This window comes from Micromonospora sp. NPDC049089, assembly GCF_040648775.1.
GTDB lineage: Bacteria > Actinomycetota > Actinomycetes > Mycobacteriales > Micromonosporaceae > Micromonospora.
The window spans coordinates 22399-38840 of record NZ_JBEZEH010000006.1; the positions used below are offsets into that span (position 1 = coordinate 22399).

A 16442-nucleotide genomic window follows, 5' to 3' on the forward strand; every position below is an offset into this window, starting at 1 on the left:
GGGACGGTGTTCAGCTGGCCAGTGCGATCACGCCGCGCAGGTCGCGGACGATTCCGGTGATCTCGCCGGTCTCCGGATACCAGCGCGCCAGGGCGGCCGGTTCCAGTCGGAGCAGCACCGCTCCCCTGTTGTCCCAGCCCAGCACCTCGCAGCAGCCCTTGCCGCGCTCCCGGCCCAGGTCGAGCAGGTGGAGCACGGTGCCGGTCCGCGCGTCCAGCACCGCCGCTCCCTCGGCGCCACTGATCTCGCCGCTGGTGATCCAGGCTGCCCGGGCCAGCCGCTCGCCGTGCAGCCAGCCCCGGCCGTAGAACTCGTTGACCTGGTAGGGCGACGGCAACGCCGAGGCGTTGATCGGCTGTTCGGAGCGGAGTTCACCCTCCCGGGCGGTCCGGCTGCGTAGTTTCAGGCTGGTCCCCTCGCCGTAAATGTCGATCAACGGGGCCTCGCGGCCGGCGGCCGGGTCGGGCGCGATCAACTCCCAGGTCGAGACGTCGATCGTGCTGGCCGCCCTGGTGGTGAGGTCCACCGCGTACGTCCGGTCGTCGCCCCCGACCAGCACCCGGTCGTGCGCCCACACCACCTGCTCCAGGTAGCCGTCGAGCGGTATCCGGCGGACGGCCGCCGTGGTGAGGTCGATCATGATCAGCTCTTTGGTCTGCGCGAACGCGGCCGACCGGCCGTCCGGCGACAGCACTCCCGGCTTGAGGGCCGCTGCCTCGTTGCCGCTCGCGTCCCGGGTGGGTGCCAGCGGCACCACGTCGAGGCTGCGCACCACGCCGTCGTTGCCGAGCACCCGGACCGGACCGTCCTCGCGACCCTCCTCGTCAAGCGGCTGGAACAGTGCCAGTGCCCGCTGGACCGGTCGCTCGGAGAGCGGCACCGTCGCCGGGGCACCGAGCTTCGCCAACGGATCGGGCGGGTAGGTCAGGTCTGCGGGCGGTCGCTGCACCGGATCACCGTGGGTGGGATCGGCGGTCGGGGTCACCGTCGGGCCGACCGGTGGGACCGGCGCCGGATCAGCGGGCGGTCGTAGCGCCGCGACAGTGCCACCGCCGACAAGGAGCACGGCCAGGGCGACCACTCCGACGGCCCGCCGGTTACGCCGGGTACGCCGAGCTCGCTCCCATCCGGCGGCGGCCGGCTGGCTGGGGAGCACGTCCTCGACGCTGACGGTCAGCAGTTGGCGCAGTTCCTGCTCGTTCACGGGTTCACCTCCAAGCCGCTGGCCAGATCGGCCGAGCCCTGGCTCGGTCGGGCATCGCGGGCGAGGTCCGGGGCGACCTCGCGGAGTCGGCGCAGCGCCGCGTGGCACTGGCTCTTCACGGTGCCGACGGTCACCCCGAGCGCCTCGGCGGTGGCGACCTCGGTCAGATCCTCGTAGTAGCGCAACACCAGCACGGCCCGCTGCCGTGGTGGCAGCAGGCCCAGCGCGTCGTGCATCGTCAGCCGTAACGCGCCGTCACGGTCGTGGGCTACCTGGTCCGGCGGTGCGGCGCTGAGCCATTCCCGCCGTCGGCGACGCCACCACGACACCGAGTCGCGATAGAGGATGGCCCGCACGTACGCGGAGGGGTCGCCGTTGCGGACCGAGGACCAGCGCAGCGCCAGCTTCAGCAGCGCGTCCTGGAGGAGGTCCTCGGCCTGATGCTGGTTGCCGCAGATCAGGTAGGCCGCGCGGAGCAGCCGGTGCTGGTGGTTCTCCACGAAGGCGAGGTAGCCGTCGCGTCCGTCGTCCCTCGGCGGCGCCATCCGCCCCCCTCCCGGCCGTCGCGCTGTACGCGTCAACTGGCAGACGCACGGGAGGTGGGAAAAGGTTGGGTCAGCCCGGTGGCGTTCCGGTCAGGTAGCGCTGGAGCGTCGGCGCGATCCAGGAGACCAGGTCGTCCGGCGGGGTGTCCACCATGGGCGGCAGGCGGACGATGTACCGGGTGAAGGCGAGGCCGAGGATCTGGCTGGCCACCAGGCCGGCCCGTCGGGCGGTCAGCGCCGGGTCGCCGCCGAACGTGGCCACGGCGGCGGTGAGCTGGTCGGCGAAGATGCCGCGCATGCGTTCGGCGGCGCCGGGGTTGGTGCTGGCGGCCCGCAGCAGCGCCACCAGGGTCTCGTCGCCCTCCCAGCGGGCGAGGAAGTGCCGGACCAGCACCTCACCGAGTCGAGCGGGCGGCACCGAGGTCAGGTCGGGCAGGCGGAGGTCGAACTCGGCCGCCGCCGCGAACAGCCCTTCCTTGCTGCCGTAGTAGCGCATCACCATCGATGGGTCGATCTGGGCGTCGGCGGCGATGGCCCGGATCGTGGCGCGCTCGTAGCCGTCCGCCGCGAACCGTTCCCGGGCCGCTCGCAGGATCGCCGCCCTGGTGGTGTCGGAGCGTCGGGGCGGGGTCGACTGGGCGGACTGGGTCATGCCAACGACCGTAGGCCAACAAGTGTTGACACGCAATCGGGCGGGCCCTAGCGTTGCCAACAAGTGTTTGCCAACACATGTTGGCAGCGGTCTTCTGGAGGTGGCAATGCTGCCCACGAGCACCGACGTCCTGGTGGTGGGCGCCGGCCCCACCGGTCTCGCCACCGCGTTGACGCTGGCAAGGCGCGGCGTCGAGGTGACAGTGCTGGACCGGTTGGCCGCGCCGCCGACGACCTCCCGCGCCGCCGTCGTGCACGCGTACACCCTGGAGGTGCTGGACCGGATCGACGCCGCGACGCCGCTGATCGCCCAGGCGGTGCGGACGCCGCGCTTCACGGTGCGCGACCGGGACCGGGTGCTGCTGTCGGTGCCGTTCCACGAGTTGCCGTCCCGCTTCCCCTACGCGCTGCTGGTCTCCCAGGCGGTCACCGAGGCCGTGCTCACCGAGAAGTTGGCTGAACGCGGTGTCCAGGTACGACGGCCGTGCCAGCTCACCGGGCTGAGCCGCGCCGGTGACGGCATGCTCGCGCGGGTCGACGGGGCGGCGCTGCGGGCGCGGTTCGTGGTCGGCGCGGACGGCCTGCACAGCACGGTCCGACAGTTGGCCGGCATCGGCTTCACAGGCAGCAGCGACGAGGAGTCCTTCGTGCTCGCCGACGTGCGGGTGCGCAGCGTGCTGCCCCGCGACGAGGCGGCGCTCTTCCTCGCCCGCCCCGGGCCGCTGGTCTGGGCGCCGCTGCCCGGCGGGGTGGTCCGGCTGGTCGCCGCCGTGGCGGACGCCCCGCCCGAACCGGACGCGACCTACCTCCAGGCGCTGCTCGACGAGCGCGGCCCGGCGCGACGACCCGACCGGGTGACCGAGGTGCTCTGGGGCTCCCGGTTCCGGGTGCACCACCGGATCGCCGACACCTTCCGAGTCGGACCGGTGCTGCTGGCCGGCGACGCCGGGCACGTGCACAGCCCGGCCGGCGGGCAGGGCATGAACCTCGGGATCTGCGACGCGGTGGCACTCGGCACCGCAGTGGCGGACGTGCTCGACGGCGGCCCGGAGACGCTGCTCGACGACTACACCGCCCGGCAGCGGCCGATGGCCGAGGACGTGCTGAGCTTCGCCGCCGGGCTGACCAGGATGGCCGGTGTCTCCCCGGCTCGCCGGCCCGCCCGGGACGTGCTGCTCCGGCTGCTCGGTGCCGTTCCACCGGCCCGCCGACGCATCGCGCTGCGCCTGTCCGGGCTGTCGCACCGGGAGCGGACGCCGGGCTAACCCGCGCCGCTCGACACGGCGGACACAGCGGACACGGCCGGTCGTAGTGTCCGCCACGCGGCGACGGTGACCAGCGCGAACGTCGCCGCCGCAGCGCCCGCCACCGGCTCCGTGCCGTACGACGCGGCGGCCAACCCGGCGAGCGCCGCCCCGAGCGGTGCGGTGAGCAGACCGACCATCCGCTGGGCCGCACCGACCCGGCCCAGCAGTTCGCTCGGCACCTGCCGCTGCCCGTACGACGCCCACAGGCTGTTCCACACCACGGTGCCGGCGGCGAAGACGGCCAGCGCGATCCCGCCCGACACCGGATGCCGAGCAAGCGCGAAGCCGGTCAGCGCCACGGTCTCCACTGCCAGCACCGCCCGCAGCGCCGGCACCGTGCCGAGTCGGGCGGCGAGCCGTCCCGCCCCGAGCGCCCCCGCCACGCCCCCGACGATGGCGGCGGCGGCGAACAGCCCGTACCCGGCCGGTGGCACCCGGAGCACGTCCAGCGCGTAGAGCACCAACACCGCCATGATTCCGCTGATCGCCAGGTTGCTCGCGGCGGTGAGCACTGTGACCCGCCACAGGGTCCGGTGCGCCACCAACCACCGCAGCCCCTCGACGATCTCGCCCCACACCGAGCCGCGCCGCCGTGCCATTCCCGGGGTGCTGGCGGGAGGCGCACCGAGGGCCAGCACGAGCAGGGCGGCCGCCGCGAAGGTGACGGCGTCGACTGCGAACGGAAGCGCCGGGGCGACGGCGAACAGGACACCGGCGGCGGGCGCCCCGAGGAAGCCACCGGCCACCGCCGACCCCGCCTGGAGCCGACCGTTCGCCCGGGGCAGCGCGTCCGGTGGCACCAGCGCGGGGAGCAGCGCGAACGACGCGGAGTCGAAGAGAGTGCCCAACGTGGCGAGCAGAAACGCCACCACCAGCAGCACCAGCACGCTGACCCGGTCGAGCGCGACCACCACGGCCAGCGCCGCCACCACTGCCGCGCGTACCCCGTCGACCACCGCCATCGTCCGACGGCGGTCCCAGCGGTCCGCGTACACGCCGCCGAGCAGGCCGAAGAGCAGCGGCGGCAACTGCCCGGCCACGGTGACCGCCGCGATGATCCGCGGATCACGGGTCACGGTCGCGGCCAGCAGGGCCAGCGCCGGGGCACGCAGCGCATCCCCGAACCGGGACGAGACGGCCGCGGACCACAGGAGCTGGAAGTCCCGGCCCAGAGCGGAGGAAGTCATGCCGGCGACCGTGCCGGTTCGACCGGGTCGAGGGTCAAGCCGCCGGGCAGAGAGGGGACCGCGCCGGTCGGTGATCATGGGTACGGTGAGCGCCGATATCGGGACGGGGAGACAACAGGCGTGGATCACACTTTCCAGGTCGACCTACGTGGCGTGGTTGACCTGCTCAGTCATCACCTCTACGGCAGCCCGCGGGTCTACGTCCGTGAGCTGCTCCAGAACGCGGTGGACGCGATCACCGCCCGCCGCAGGACCGAACCGGACGCACCGGCGCTGGTACGCATCGAACCCCCGGACAGCACCGGCGACGGCACCCTGCGGGTGCACGACACAGGCATCGGCCTGACCGAGGCGCAGGTGCACGAGCTGCTGGCCACCATCGGCCGCAGCTCGAAGCGCGACGAGCTCGGCTTCTCCCGGCACGAGTTCCTCGGCCAGTTCGGCATCGGTCTGCTCTCCTGCTTCCTGGTGGCCGACGAGATCCAGGTGCTCACCCGGCACGGCGACGAGCCCACGGTTCGCTGGACCGGGTACGCCGACGGCCGCTACGCGGTGACGGTGGCCCCGCCGGAAGCCGCTCGTGCCGAGCCGGGCACCACCGTCACGCTGGTGCCCCGCCGCGACGCGGACCAGTGGTTCACCACCGCGACCGTCACCGACCTGGCCCGGCTGTTCGGCGCGCTGCTGCCGGTCACCGTCCGCGTCGGCGACGTCGTCACCACCGCCGGGGAGCCGCCCTGGCCGACCACGCCGGGTGCGCCGCTGGACCGCGCGGCGCTGATCCGGTACGCCCGGGAGACGCTCGGCGTGGACCCGTTCGACGTCCTGCCGCTGGCCGTGCCGGAGGCCGGGCTGACCGGTGTCGCCGTCATCCTGCCGACGCCGGTGAACCCGGCGGCCCGGGCCGGGCACCGCGTCTACCTCAAGCGGATGCTGCTCACCGAGAACGCCGACGGGCTGCTGCCGGAGTGGGCGTTCTTCGCGCACTGCGTGGTGGACGCGACCGAGCTGCGCCCGACCGCCAGCCGGGAGGCCCTCTACGAGGACACCCTGCTGACGGCGACCCGGGAGGCACTCGGCGACCAGGTGCGCGGCTGGCTGGTCCGGTTGGCCCGGCACGACCCGCACCGGCTGGCCGAGTTCCTCCAGGTGCATCACCTCGGCGTGAAGGCCCTGGCGCTGCACGACGACGAGATGCTCCGCCTGGTCGACCGGTGGTGGCCCATGGACACCAACGTCGGCACGCTCACCCTCGCCGAGTTCCGGGAGCGCTACGGAGTGGTCCGCTACGCGGCCAGCCTGGACGAGTTCCGTCAACTGGCCGCTGTCGCCGCTGCGCAGGACCTGGCGGTGGTCAACGCCGGCTACACGTACGACACCGAGCTGATCGAGCGGCTGCCGGTGGTGGACCGCTCGGTGCTCATCGAGCGCCTGGAGCCGAGTGACCTCACCACCCGGTTCGACGCGCTCGACCCGCAGGTGGAGTTGGCGTTGCGACAGTTCCTCGCGGCGGCGCAGCGGGCCGTCGAGCGTTCCGGCTGCGAGGTGGTCATCCGGGCGTACGACCCGGTTTCCCTGCCCGCGCTCTACCTGGTCAGCCGGTCGGCGGCGTTCAACGACCAGCTCGCGGCCAGCCGGGACCGGGCCGACGAGCTGTGGGGTGGAGTGCTCGACGCGCTCGCCGCCACCGCCCCGCCGGACCGTCCGCAGTTGGTGCTCAACCACCGCAACCCGCTGGTACGACGGGTGACCATGCTGAGCGACCCGGAGCTGGTCGGTCTGGCCATCGAGGCGCTGTACGGGCAGGCGCTGCTGCTCGGCCACCATCCGATCCGCGCCGCCGACGCGGCGTTGCTGAACGATTCCTTCCTCGGCCTGCTCGGCCGGGCTGTCCCGGGACGGGAGTGAGCATGAGCGACGAGGATCTGTGGCGGGTGCTTCGCGGCATCGCCGACATGCCGTACGGGGCGGGGCAGATCGCCGCCCTGGAGCAGTTGCTGCGCCGGGTGGACGCCGCCGACGACCGGCACCTCGCGTTCGTCACCCGGATGCAGGCCACCACCGGCTACATCTACGGCGGTGAGCCGGCCAAGTCCTTCGTGACCTTCTCCTGGTGCCTGTCCGAGTTCGACAGCGATCCGCAGCCGTACCACCAGGGGCACCTGCACAACCTGCTCTGGCACTTCAAGTACATGATCAATGGCCTGCTGAACTTCCCGGAGGTGCCGCTCGACCGCACGTACGCCGTGCTGGACGACATGGAACGCCGCTACCGGGCCGGCGGGCACAGCCTCCAGGCCGTGCACAAGCACCGGTTCCGCGTCGCCGACCACGTGGGCGACGTCGAGGCCGCGGCGCACTGGTACCGCCTCTGGCAGACCACCCCGCGCGACGCCCTGTCCGACTGCGCCGGTTGTGACCCCACGAGCCAGGTGGGCTACCTCGCCGACACCGGGCGGGACGTCGAGGCGGTGGAGCTGGCCGAGCCGGTGCTCGCCGGCCGGCTCAACTGCAACGAGCAGCCGCAGTCGATCCTCACCGCGCTGCTCCTGCCGTACCTGCGGACCGGGCGGGTCGAAGAGGCGCGGGACGCGCACCGGGAGGCGTACCGCCGGCAGCGCGGCAACCTCGCCAACCTGTGGGACATCGCGGACCACGTCGAGTTCTGCACGCTGACCGGCAACGAGGCGCGAGCGATCGAGCTGGTCGAGCGGCACCTGGACTGGCTGGACCGGCCGCCGTCACCGGCCGCCGCCATGCACTTCTCGGCGGTGGCCGCCGCGGCGCTGCGTCAGGCCGGCCCGTCGGCCGTGTACCGCCGGGCCGCCGAGGGCCGGCCGGCCGCCGAGGTGTCGGCGGCGTCGTTGGCGAACGAGCTGGCCGAAACCGCTGCCGGTCTGGCCGCCCGCTTCGACGCCCGTAACGGCACGAGCCACCAGTCGGAGTGGATCGCCAGTCGGCTTGCCGTGCAGGCGAGCGGCGAGCATGTGCCGCTGTCCGCGAGCGTCCGCCGCCGTCCGGCCCGACCGGTCGGCGACGAGACGGCCGGCGCGCCGGGGACACCGGCGTCGTCCGCGGACCGGGCCCGGCGGGTGCGAACCGGCAGGGCTGAACCACAGGTCGTGACAGTGCCCGGAGACGCCGGCCCGGACGATCTGCTGGACCTCGCGGAGCAGAGTTGGGGCCGGCACGACCGGGGCACCTTCCGGGCAGCGCTGGTTGCCTTCGACGACCGGTTCGGCTCTGCCGAGTTGCCCGCCCGCACGTCCGCGCACCGGCTGGCCCTGCGCGCGTCGGAGCGTGGCGACGAGGACGACATCGAGGGTGCGATCACGCTGAATCGGGCAGCGTTGGAGCTGTACCGGGAGGCGGGCGAAGAGGTGGCGGCCCAGACGGTCGCCGGGCGACTCGGCGTGCTGTTGACCCGGTCCGACGAGGACACCGAGGAGGGCCTGCTGCTGACCCGGGAGGCGGCCGACGTCCTGGACCGGCTCGGCGACGCCCAGCAGCGGGCGGCCGGCCACGACCGGGTGGCGTTGGCGCTGCTGCACCGCGAACGTTGGGCGGACGCGCTCGCCGCCCTCGACCGGGTGCCGGCCGACGCGGGCGGCGATCGGCACCTGACCGCCCGGATCGCACTGCACCGGGGGCACCTGCTGGAGCAGTTGGACCGCGTCGACGAGGCCCGCGCCGCCGTCGACGAGGCACGCCGGATCGGCCGGGAGTTGGGTGTCGGCGAGGTGGTCACCGGTGCCTGCCTGGCGTACGCGCGGCTGGTCGACGATCCGGCGGACGCCGTGGCCGCCTGCGACGAGGCGTTGGAGGCGGCACCGGCGGACGCGGAGCTGCCGGTCCGGGTCGCCCGCGCCCGGGCGTTGCTGGCGGCCGGCCAGGCTGCGGACGCGGTCGACGACTTCGTCGAGGCGGTGACGCTGTGCGTGGAGCGGGGCGCCGAGGGGGACGCGTTCCTGCGGTGGGAGCTGGCGAACGCGTACCGGATCGTGGGCCGGCTCGCCGAGGCCGCCGAGGTCGCCGAGGAGGCCGTGCTCGGTCTGGACCGGTTGGGCGCTCAGGCTGAGGCCGACCGCTGCCGGCACCTGCTGGCCGGCGTCTACGCCGGACTTGGCGAGATCGATCCCGCGTTGGCGCTGTTGGAGCAGTTGGCCGGCAATCTGGACGGACCGGACAACCTCCCGCACCGGGCGCAGGTTCTGGAGGAGGCCGGCGGGATCCTCTACGACGCAGACCGGGACGCGGCGGCGGGCGAGCGGTTCGCCGCCGCGGCCGAGGCGTACCGGCTCGGTGACCTGCCGCTCGACGAGCTGCGTGCCCGGCGACGGGAGACGTACGCCTGGTTCTGGGCCGACGACCGGGACGCGGCGTTGCGCACCGTCGGGGTGATGGACGCGTTGGCGGCGAAGCTGGCCGGGCAGGCCGAACCGCCGGTGCTGTACGAGCTGGCACTGGCGGCCGAGGCCGGAGCGCGGGTGCTCACCGGCGAGGACCGCCCGGACGAGGCCCTGGACCGGCTCACCGGGGTGCCGGACCGGTTGCGCTCGATCGAGGCGTTCGGCGAGGCCGCCCAGGTGGAGGCCCTGATCGGTGAGTTGCTGCTGCGCCTGGACCGGCCGGCCGAGGCGGAGCCGCTGCTGCGCCGCGTACTCGGCGGGTTGCCGGCCGCCTCGCGGCAGGTCCGCCAGACGGCCTGGCTGCTGGCTCGGGTGTTGGATCTGCTCGATCGGCCCACGGAAGCCGCGGCGCTGCGCGCCGAACACGACCTGGACGAGGACGACTGACCTCGGCGGCCGCCCCTGGCCAGGTCAGGGGCGGCCCGGTCCGGGACGGACGGACGGGACTGACCGGCAACCATCGCGGGCTCCTCGCGGTCTAGGCTTGTCCGGTGACGGTGGAGCAGCAGGCACGGGGTGCGGCGGGCGCGGGCCGGCGCAGGTCCCGCAAGGACGAGATCCTGGAGATCGCGGTAGGTCTGTTCGCGGCGCGTGGATATCACGGCGTCTCGATGGACGACATCGGTGCGGCCGCCGGGGTCACCGGTCCGGCGCTCTACCACCACTTCGCCGGCAAGGAAGCCATGCTGGCCGCCGCGCTGATTCCCGTCAGTGAGGGGTTGCTGGCCGGTGGGCGGGAACGCGCCGTCGGGCGCTCGGACGACCCGCGCGGCGTGCTGGAGTCGCTGATCGACTTCCACGTCGAGTTCGCGCTGGCCAACCCGGCGGTGATCGCGTTGCACCTGCACGAGCTGGACCGCCTGCCCGAGGAGCCGCGGCGGCGGATCCGTCGGCTGCAACGGCTCTACGTCGAGGAGTGGGTGACAGTGCTCACCGCGCTGCACCCGGGGATGCCCGACGGTGAGGCCCGGGTGCTCGCGCACGCCGCGTTCGGCCTGATGAACTCGACGCCGTTCCTCGGTGGTGAGGTGGACCGGCGACGCCGCGCGGAGCTGCTGCGCGGGGCGACACTGGCCGCGCTGCTCGCCTGAGCCGACTCGTCAGAACCGTGCCGGTCATGATTCCCTGACATCGTCCCACCATCCGGACGCCGGGAGGAAACATGATCGAGTCACTGCTGGTCGCCAATCGGGGCGAGATCGCCCGCCGGATCATCCGGACCGCCAAGCGGCTCGGCATCCGCGTGATCGCGGTGCACTCGGAGGCCGACGCCGACCTGCCGTTCGTCGCGGAGGCGGACGAGGCGGTCCTCATCGGCCCACCGAACCCGGCGCTGAGCTACCGCAACACCGAGGCCATCCTCGCCGCCGCGAAGTCGACGGGCGCGCAGGCGATCCACCCCGGGTACGGCTTCCTGTCGGAGAACGCCGAGTTCGCCCGTACCGTCGAGGCGAGCGGCCTGATCTGGGTCGGACCCGACGCGGACGCGATCACCGCGATGGGCGACAAGATCAATGCCCGGAACCTGATGGCGGCGGCCGGCGTTCCGGTCGCGCCGGGCACCACCGACCCGGCCGCCGACCTGGACGCTGCGGTGACGGCCGCGGCCGAGATCGGCTACCCGGTGATGGTCAAGGCTGCCGCCGGCGGTGGCGGCATGGGTATGGGCGTGGCGGTCGACGAGGCCGCGCTACGCACCGAGTACGACAAGGTGCGCGCGTTCGCCGAGCGGATGTTCGGCGACGGCTCGGTGTTGATCGAGCGGTACTTTCCCCGGGTACGGCACGTCGAGGTGCAGATCCTCGGCCTGGCCGACGGCCGGGTGGTGGCGCTCGGCGAGCGGGAGTGCTCGGTGCAGCGGCGCAACCAGAAGTTGGTCGAGGAGTCCCCGTCGCCGGCTGTCTCGCCGGAGCTGCGAGCCCGGCTCCTGGCGGCGGCGGTGCGGGCCGGCGAGGCGGTCGGCTACCGCAACGCGGGCACCGTGGAGTGCCTGTTGGTCCCACGTGAGCGGGACTCCGAGGGCGACGCTCCCGGCTCCGAAGACTTCTTCTTTCTGGAGATGAACACGCGCTTGCAGGTGGAGCACCCGGTGACCGAGTACGTGTACGGCATCGACCTGGTCGAGGAGCAGTTGCGGGTGGCCTCCGGGTTGGCGCCGACGTTCGACCCGGACGCGTTGACCCCGAGTGGGCACGCCATCGAGATGCGGATCAACGCGGAGGACCCGAAGCGCTTCCTGCCCGGCCCGGGTGTGATCAGGACGTGGGTGGAGCCGACGGGTGAGGGTGTCCGGGTGGACTCCGGCTACACCGAGGGCAACACGGTCACCCCGTTCTACGACAGCCTGCTGGCCAAGCTGATCGTCAGCGGCGCGACCCGCGACGAGGTGCTCGATCGCGCGAAGGCAGCCGTCGCGGCGTTCCAGATCGAGGGCCCGAAGAACAACGTCCCCTTCTTCACCGAGTTGCTGGACAACGAGGAGTTCCGCTCCGGCGCCTACGACACGGGCATCGTCTCCCGCATGCGCTGACCCCCGCCCACCACTCCCCGGTGATCAAGAGGTCTGCGTCAGGTTCCGCGCCGCAGGTGACGCAAACCTTTGATCAACAGCGGGGTGGCATGCTGGGAGGACCCCCTAGGCACTGCTTTCGTCACAGTGAGGTGACCCCTTATGGCGGACCTGCCAGATTTCGTCTCGATCCGCGAGGTCGGGCCGCGCGACGGGTTGCAGAACGAGGACCCGATCCCGACCGACGCCAAGGTGCGGCTGCTCGACGCCCTCTCCGGCACCGGCGTACGCCGAATCGAGGCGGTGTCGTTCGTGCACCCGAGGGCGATTCCGCAGATGGCCGACGCCGACGAGGTGTGGCAGCGGGCGGTGAAGGCCGACGGGGTGCGGTACTCCGCGCTGGTGCCGAACACCCGGGGCGCCCAGCGGGCCCTCGCCGCCGGATTCACCGAGATCGAGGTGGTGGTCTCGGCCAGTGACACGCACAACCGGCGCAACGTCAACCGGTCCACTGACGAGTCGTTGGACGACATCGCCGAGCTGATCGACCTGCTGCACGGCGCGTCGGCGCGGGTCGAGGTGATCGTGGCGACCAGCTTTGGCTGCCCGTACGAGGGGGACATCGATCCGCAGCGGGTGGCCGGGATCGTGGACCGGGTAGTCCGCGACGGCGCGGACCGGGTCGCGTTCGGCGACACCACCGGCATGGGCACCCCACGTCGGGTCCGTGAGCTGCTGACCGCGGTACGCGACCGCAACGCGCACGTGCCGGTCCTGCTGCACTTCCACAACACCCGGGGTACGGCGCTGGCCAACCTGCTGACCGCGCTGGAGCTGGGGGTGACCGAGTTCGACGCGAGCGTCGGTGGCCTCGGTGGCTGCCCGTACGCGCCGGGGGCGAGCGGCAACCTGGCCACCGAGGAGGCCGTGCACATGCTGCACGACATGGGCATCGACACCGGCATCGACCTGCCGGCGCTCATCGAGGTGGCGGAGTTGGCCGAGGCGTTGCTCGGCAAGAAGCTGCCGTCGGGTGTGTTGCGGGCCGGTCCGCGTACCCGGCTGACGCCGCTGCCGAGCTGAGGACGCGACGAAGGGGCCGGCGCACGCGCCGGCCCCTTCGTTTTTGGCGGGTTCGGTCAGTTCACCGTGGTGAGCGCGCTCGGCCAGCTGTCGCGGAAGATGTCCGCGCTGCGGTCGGTGGCGCTGAACGTGCCGGCGAAGAGGCTGCTGACCCGGTTCGCCTCGGCGGTGCTCGGGTAGGCGTTGGTGCAGCTGGTGCCGGCGCTGCCGCCGGACATCAGCAGCGAGCAGTTCCCGTTGTAGTTGTCCGGCAGGCCGAGGATGTGCCCGATCTCGTGGGTCATGATCCGCAGCACGCTGTACTGGGCGGCCTGCTGGGTGTCGATGTAGACCCGGCCGTTGCCGAGGCTGGTCCGCTGGGCGTACGAGCCGCCGCCGGTGATCCGGTAGATGCGCAGGTTGGAGCCGCAGTTGGCGGAGAGTGTCAGGTTGACTGTGGCGTTGTTCCAGATCGAGGCGGCCTGGTTGGCGACGCTGGCGTAGCTGCCCGCCTGGCTGGTGTTGTAGCAGATGGTCATGGCGGCGGACGCGGGCGACGGGTTGGCGACCGTGATGCCGAGGGTGGCGAGTGTCGTCGCGAGCAACGCGACGGCGAGCCGGTTGAGTCGTGAGGTCATCGCTGACTCCGATCTGAAAGAAGGGGTGTCAGGAGCCTAGCGATATGTATTCACGTTTTTCAATGTCTTGCTCTCGGCTCAACTGTCTGGTTCGCTCGTAGGTCGCCGACAACCGCGCCGATGCGCTAGCCTAACGATCGTTCAGGTCAGTATGGCGGAGGAGTCGGCGTGACGCTCGACGGTGAGGCACTGGAGCAGCTGCGCAAGCGGGCCCGGTCCGGCGGCGCGGACAAGTACCACGCGGCCAACGCGGCCAAGGGCAAGCTCTTCGCCCGTGAACGGGTAGCGCTCCTGGTCGACGAGGGCTCGTTCGTCGAGGACGGCCTCTACGCCAACACGATGGCCGAAGGTCTGCCAGCCGACGGCGTGGTGACCGGCACCGCCACCATCGACGGCCGACAGGTCTGCCTGATGGCCAACGACTCCACGGTCAAGGCCGGCAGCTGGGGCGCCCGCACCGTCGAGAAGATCATCAGGATCATCGAGCGGGCGTACGGCGCCGGCGTGCCGATGGTCTACCTGGTCGACTCGGCCGGCGCCCGGATCACCGACCAGGTCGATCTCTTCCCCGGCCGGCGTGGCGCCGGCAAGATCTTCTGGAACCAGGTCCGTGCCTCCGGCTCGATCCCACAGGTCTGCGCGCTGTTCGGCCCGAGCGCCGCCGGTGGTGCGTACATCCCGGCGTTCTGCGACGTGGTGGCGCTGGTCGACGGCAACGCCAGCATGTACCTCGGCTCCGACCGGATGGTCGAGATGGTCACCGGCGAGAAGACCACCCTGGAGGCGATGGGCGGGGCGAAGGTGCACACCGCCGAATCCGGCGTGGGGCACTTCCTCTGCAAGACCGAGGCCGACGCGCTCGACGTCGTGAAGACCTACCTGTCGTACCTGCCGGCGAACTGGACACAGGCGCCGCCGACCGCACCGGCGGTCGCCGCGCCCGTGAAGGCCGACCTGGCCGCCTTGGTGCCGGCCAGTGAGCGACAGGCGTTCGACATGCGGCGGTACGTCAAGGGCCTGCTCGACGAGGGGTCGTTCTTCGAGATCCAGGCGCTCTGGGCCAAGGAGCTGACCATCGGCTTCGGCCGCCTCGACGGCCAGGTCGTCGGTGTGGTCGGCAACAACTCGATGTTCAAGGGCGGTGTGCTCTTCGTCGACTCGGCCGACAAGGCCACCCGGTTCGTGCAGCTCTGCGACGCGTTCAACGTGCCGCTGCTGTTCCTCAGCGACGTGCCCGGCTTCATGGTCGGCAGCGCGGTGGAGAAGCAGGGCATCATCCGGCACGGCGCCAAGATGATCACCGCGATCTCCGAGGCGACGGTTCCGAAGATCTGCGTGGTGGTCCGCAAGGCGTACGGCGCCGGTCTCTACGCGATGGCCGGGCCCGGGTTCGAGCCGGACGCCACGATCGCGCTGCCGACCGCGAAGATTGCCGTGATGGGCGCCGAGGCCGCCGTGAACGCGGTCTACGCCAACAAGATCGCCGCCATTGCCGACGAGGACGAGCGGGCGGCCTTCGTCGCCGCCAAGCGGGCCGAGTACGAGCAGGACATCGACGTCGTCCGGTTGGCCAGCGAGCTGGTGGTGGACGCCATCGTGGAGCCGCAGGACCTACGCACTGAGCTGGTCCGTCGATTCGCGGCGGCGCGTACCAAGGATCGGCACTTCTCCCGCCGTCGGCACGGCGTCACCCCGGTCTGACCATCGACTCGGGCCCGCACAGCGACCCGCCTTCGGCGTCACGAGCGCCGGGGCGGACCGTCCTTACAGGAGGATGAGATGGATTTCCGGCTCACCGACGAACAAGCGGCGCTGCGCGAGAGCGTGCGGGAATTCGCCCGCGAGGTGATCGCCCCGGTCATCGCCGAGCACTACGAGCAGCACACCTTCCCGTACGAGGTGATCCGGCAGATGGGCAAGATGGGCCTGTTCGGTCTGCCCTTCGCCGAGGAACACGGCGGCATGGGCGGCGACTACTTCGCGCTCTGCCTGGCCCTGGAGGAGTTGGCCCGGGTCGACTCCAGCGTGGCCATCACCCTGGAGGCGGCGGTCTCGCTGGGCGCGATGCCGATCTACCGCTTCGGCACCGAGGAGCAGAAGGCGACCTGGCTGCCCCGACTGCTCAGCGGTGAGGCGCTGGCCGGCTTCGGTCTCACCGAGCCCGGCACCGGCTCGGACGCCGCCGGCACGCAGACCCGGGCAGTGCTGGACGGCGACGAGTGGGTGATCAACGGCTCGAAGGCGTTCATCACCAACTCGGGTACCGACATCACCGCCATGGTCACCGTCACCGCGGTGACCGGCACGAACCCGGACGGCTCCAAGGAGCTGTCGACGATCATCGTGCCCACCGGAACGCCCGGCTTCGCCGTCGCGCCCGGCTACTCCAAGGTGGGCTGGACCGCGTCGGACACCCACGAGCTGACCTTCGACGACTGCCGGGTGCCGGCCGCCAACCTGCTCGGCGCCCGGGGTCGGGGTTTCGCGCAGTTCCTGCGGATCCTCGACGAGGGCCGGATTGCGATCGCCGCGCTCGCCGTCGGCCTCGCGCAAGGCTGTGTCGACGAGTCGATCAAGTATGCGAAGGAGCGGCACGCCTTCGGTCAGCCGATCGGCGCCAACCAGGCCATCCAGTTCAAGATCGCCGACATGGAGCTGAAGGCGCACACCGCTCGCCTGGCGTACTACGACGCCGCCGCACGGATGCTGGCCGGCGAGCCGTTCAAGCGGCAGGCCGCCATCGCCAAACTGCACGCCAGCACGATCGCCGTGGACAACGCCCGGGAGGCCACCCAGATCCACGGCGGGTACGGCTTCATGAACGAGTACCCGGTGGCCCGGTTCTGGCGGGACTCCAAGATCCTGGAGATCGGCGAGGGCACCAGCGAGGTGCAGCGGATGATCATCGCTCGGGATCTCGGCCTCTGAGC

Annotated in this window: 13 protein-coding genes; 8 read left to right on the forward strand and 5 right to left on the reverse strand. The window is 71.9% G+C overall.

The annotated features are described in order from the left end of the window. Positions 1-10: 10 nt before the first annotated feature. The 3 genes from AB0B48_RS02395 to AB0B48_RS02405 all read right to left on the reverse strand — a co-directional run bounded on the left by AB0B48_RS02395 (position 11) and on the right by AB0B48_RS02405 (position 2401). On the reverse strand, positions 11-1204 hold the full coding sequence (locus tag AB0B48_RS02395; protein ID WP_357194732.1) for a hypothetical protein: 1194 nt from the start codon (positions 1202-1204) through the stop codon (positions 11-13). Then, a complete protein-coding gene (locus AB0B48_RS02400) occupies positions 1201-1749 on the reverse strand; it encodes a SigE family RNA polymerase sigma factor (RefSeq protein WP_357194735.1) in 549 nt (182 codons plus the stop codon). Before AB0B48_RS02400 ends, AB0B48_RS02395 begins: the two co-directional genes overlap by 4 nt. A 70-nt stretch (positions 1750-1819) precedes the next feature. Beyond that, a complete protein-coding gene (locus AB0B48_RS02405) occupies positions 1820-2401 on the reverse strand; it encodes a TetR family transcriptional regulator (protein ID WP_357194738.1) in 582 nt (193 codons plus the stop codon). Between the two features lie 106 nt (positions 2402-2507). Here AB0B48_RS02405 and AB0B48_RS02410 point away from each other — a divergent pair, with 106 nt between their 5' ends. Then, the gene (locus AB0B48_RS02410) at positions 2508-3665 is read left to right on the forward strand and encodes an FAD-dependent oxidoreductase (protein WP_357194740.1); all 1158 of its coding nucleotides are present in this window, start codon (positions 2508-2510) and stop codon (positions 3663-3665) included. On the opposite strand, the gene AB0B48_RS02415 is transcribed toward AB0B48_RS02410, so the two are convergent. Beyond that, entirely contained in the window at positions 3662-4894 is a 1233-nt protein-coding gene (locus tag AB0B48_RS02415; RefSeq protein WP_357194743.1) for an MFS transporter, read from the reverse strand. The two genes, AB0B48_RS02410 and AB0B48_RS02415, sit on opposite strands and share 4 nt — an antisense overlap. Positions 4895-5014: 120 nt before the next feature. On the opposite strand from AB0B48_RS02415, the gene AB0B48_RS02420 reads away from it, so the two are divergent. The 5 genes from AB0B48_RS02420 to AB0B48_RS02440 all read left to right on the forward strand — a co-directional run bounded on the left by AB0B48_RS02420 (position 5015) and on the right by AB0B48_RS02440 (position 12895). Continuing rightward, positions 5015-6802, forward strand: a complete 1788-nt coding sequence (locus AB0B48_RS02420) for an HSP90 family protein (protein ID WP_357194746.1) — start codon at positions 5015-5017, stop codon at positions 6800-6802. 2 nt (positions 6803-6804) lie between these two features. Further along, the gene (locus tag AB0B48_RS02425) at positions 6805-9690 is read left to right on the forward strand and encodes a hypothetical protein (protein ID WP_357194749.1); all 2886 of its coding nucleotides are present in this window, start codon (positions 6805-6807) and stop codon (positions 9688-9690) included. Positions 9691-9794: 104 nt separating this feature from the next. Continuing rightward, positions 9795-10394: a TetR/AcrR family transcriptional regulator gene (locus AB0B48_RS02430; protein WP_238669677.1), complete on the forward strand. Its 600-nt coding sequence runs from the start codon at positions 9795-9797 to the stop codon at positions 10392-10394. A gap of 71 nt (positions 10395-10465) precedes the next feature. Then, positions 10466-11833, forward strand: a complete 1368-nt coding sequence (locus AB0B48_RS02435; RefSeq protein ID WP_357194752.1) for a biotin carboxylase N-terminal domain-containing protein — start codon at positions 10466-10468, stop codon at positions 11831-11833. Positions 11834-11974: 141 nt separating this feature from the next. Next, positions 11975-12895 (forward strand): hydroxymethylglutaryl-CoA lyase, encoded by a 921-nt coding sequence (locus tag AB0B48_RS02440; RefSeq protein WP_357194755.1) that lies wholly within the window; start codon positions 11975-11977, stop codon positions 12893-12895. A gap of 56 nt (positions 12896-12951) precedes the next feature. Here AB0B48_RS02440 and AB0B48_RS02445 read toward each other — a convergent pair whose 3' ends face one another. Then, positions 12952-13512: a snapalysin family zinc-dependent metalloprotease gene (locus AB0B48_RS02445; RefSeq protein WP_357194758.1), complete on the reverse strand. Its 561-nt coding sequence runs from the start codon at positions 13510-13512 to the stop codon at positions 12952-12954. A 168-nt stretch (positions 13513-13680) separates the two neighbouring features. Between AB0B48_RS02445 and AB0B48_RS02450 the strand changes: the two genes are divergently transcribed. Further along, complete coding sequence (locus AB0B48_RS02450) at positions 13681-15213, forward strand: acyl-CoA carboxylase subunit beta (protein WP_357194761.1); 1533 nt, start codon at positions 13681-13683, stop codon at positions 15211-15213. Between the two features lie 78 nt (positions 15214-15291). Further along, the gene (locus tag AB0B48_RS02455) at positions 15292-16440 is read left to right on the forward strand and encodes an acyl-CoA dehydrogenase family protein (RefSeq protein ID WP_238669691.1); all 1149 of its coding nucleotides are present in this window, start codon (positions 15292-15294) and stop codon (positions 16438-16440) included. Positions 16441-16442 lie beyond the last annotated feature (2 nt).

Bases quoted from the DNA above. Each gene is read 5' to 3' on its own strand.
- AB0B48_RS02435 (WP_357194752.1), top strand. From the start codon at position 10,466: ATGATCGAGTCACTGCTGGTCGCCAATCGGGGCGAGATCGCCCGCCGG.
- AB0B48_RS02415 (WP_357194743.1), bottom strand. From the start codon at position 4,894: ATGACTTCCTCCGCTCTGGGCCGGGACTTCCAGCTCCTGTGGTCCGCG.
- AB0B48_RS02410 (WP_357194740.1), top strand. From the start codon at position 2,508: ATGCTGCCCACGAGCACCGACGTCCTGGTGGTGGGCGCCGGCCCCACC.
- AB0B48_RS02440 (WP_357194755.1), top strand. From the start codon at position 11,975: ATGGCGGACCTGCCAGATTTCGTCTCGATCCGCGAGGTCGGGCCGCGC.
- AB0B48_RS02445 (WP_357194758.1), bottom strand. From the start codon at position 13,512: ATGACCTCACGACTCAACCGGCTCGCCGTCGCGTTGCTCGCGACGACA.
- AB0B48_RS02400 (WP_357194735.1), bottom strand. From the start codon at position 1,749: ATGGCGCCGCCGAGGGACGACGGACGCGACGGCTACCTCGCCTTCGTG.
- AB0B48_RS02425 (WP_357194749.1), top strand. From the start codon at position 6,805: ATGAGCGACGAGGATCTGTGGCGGGTGCTTCGCGGCATCGCCGACATG.
- AB0B48_RS02405 (WP_357194738.1), bottom strand. From the start codon at position 2,401: ATGACCCAGTCCGCCCAGTCGACCCCGCCCCGACGCTCCGACACCACC.
- AB0B48_RS02455 (WP_238669691.1), top strand. From the start codon at position 15,292: ATGGATTTCCGGCTCACCGACGAACAAGCGGCGCTGCGCGAGAGCGTG.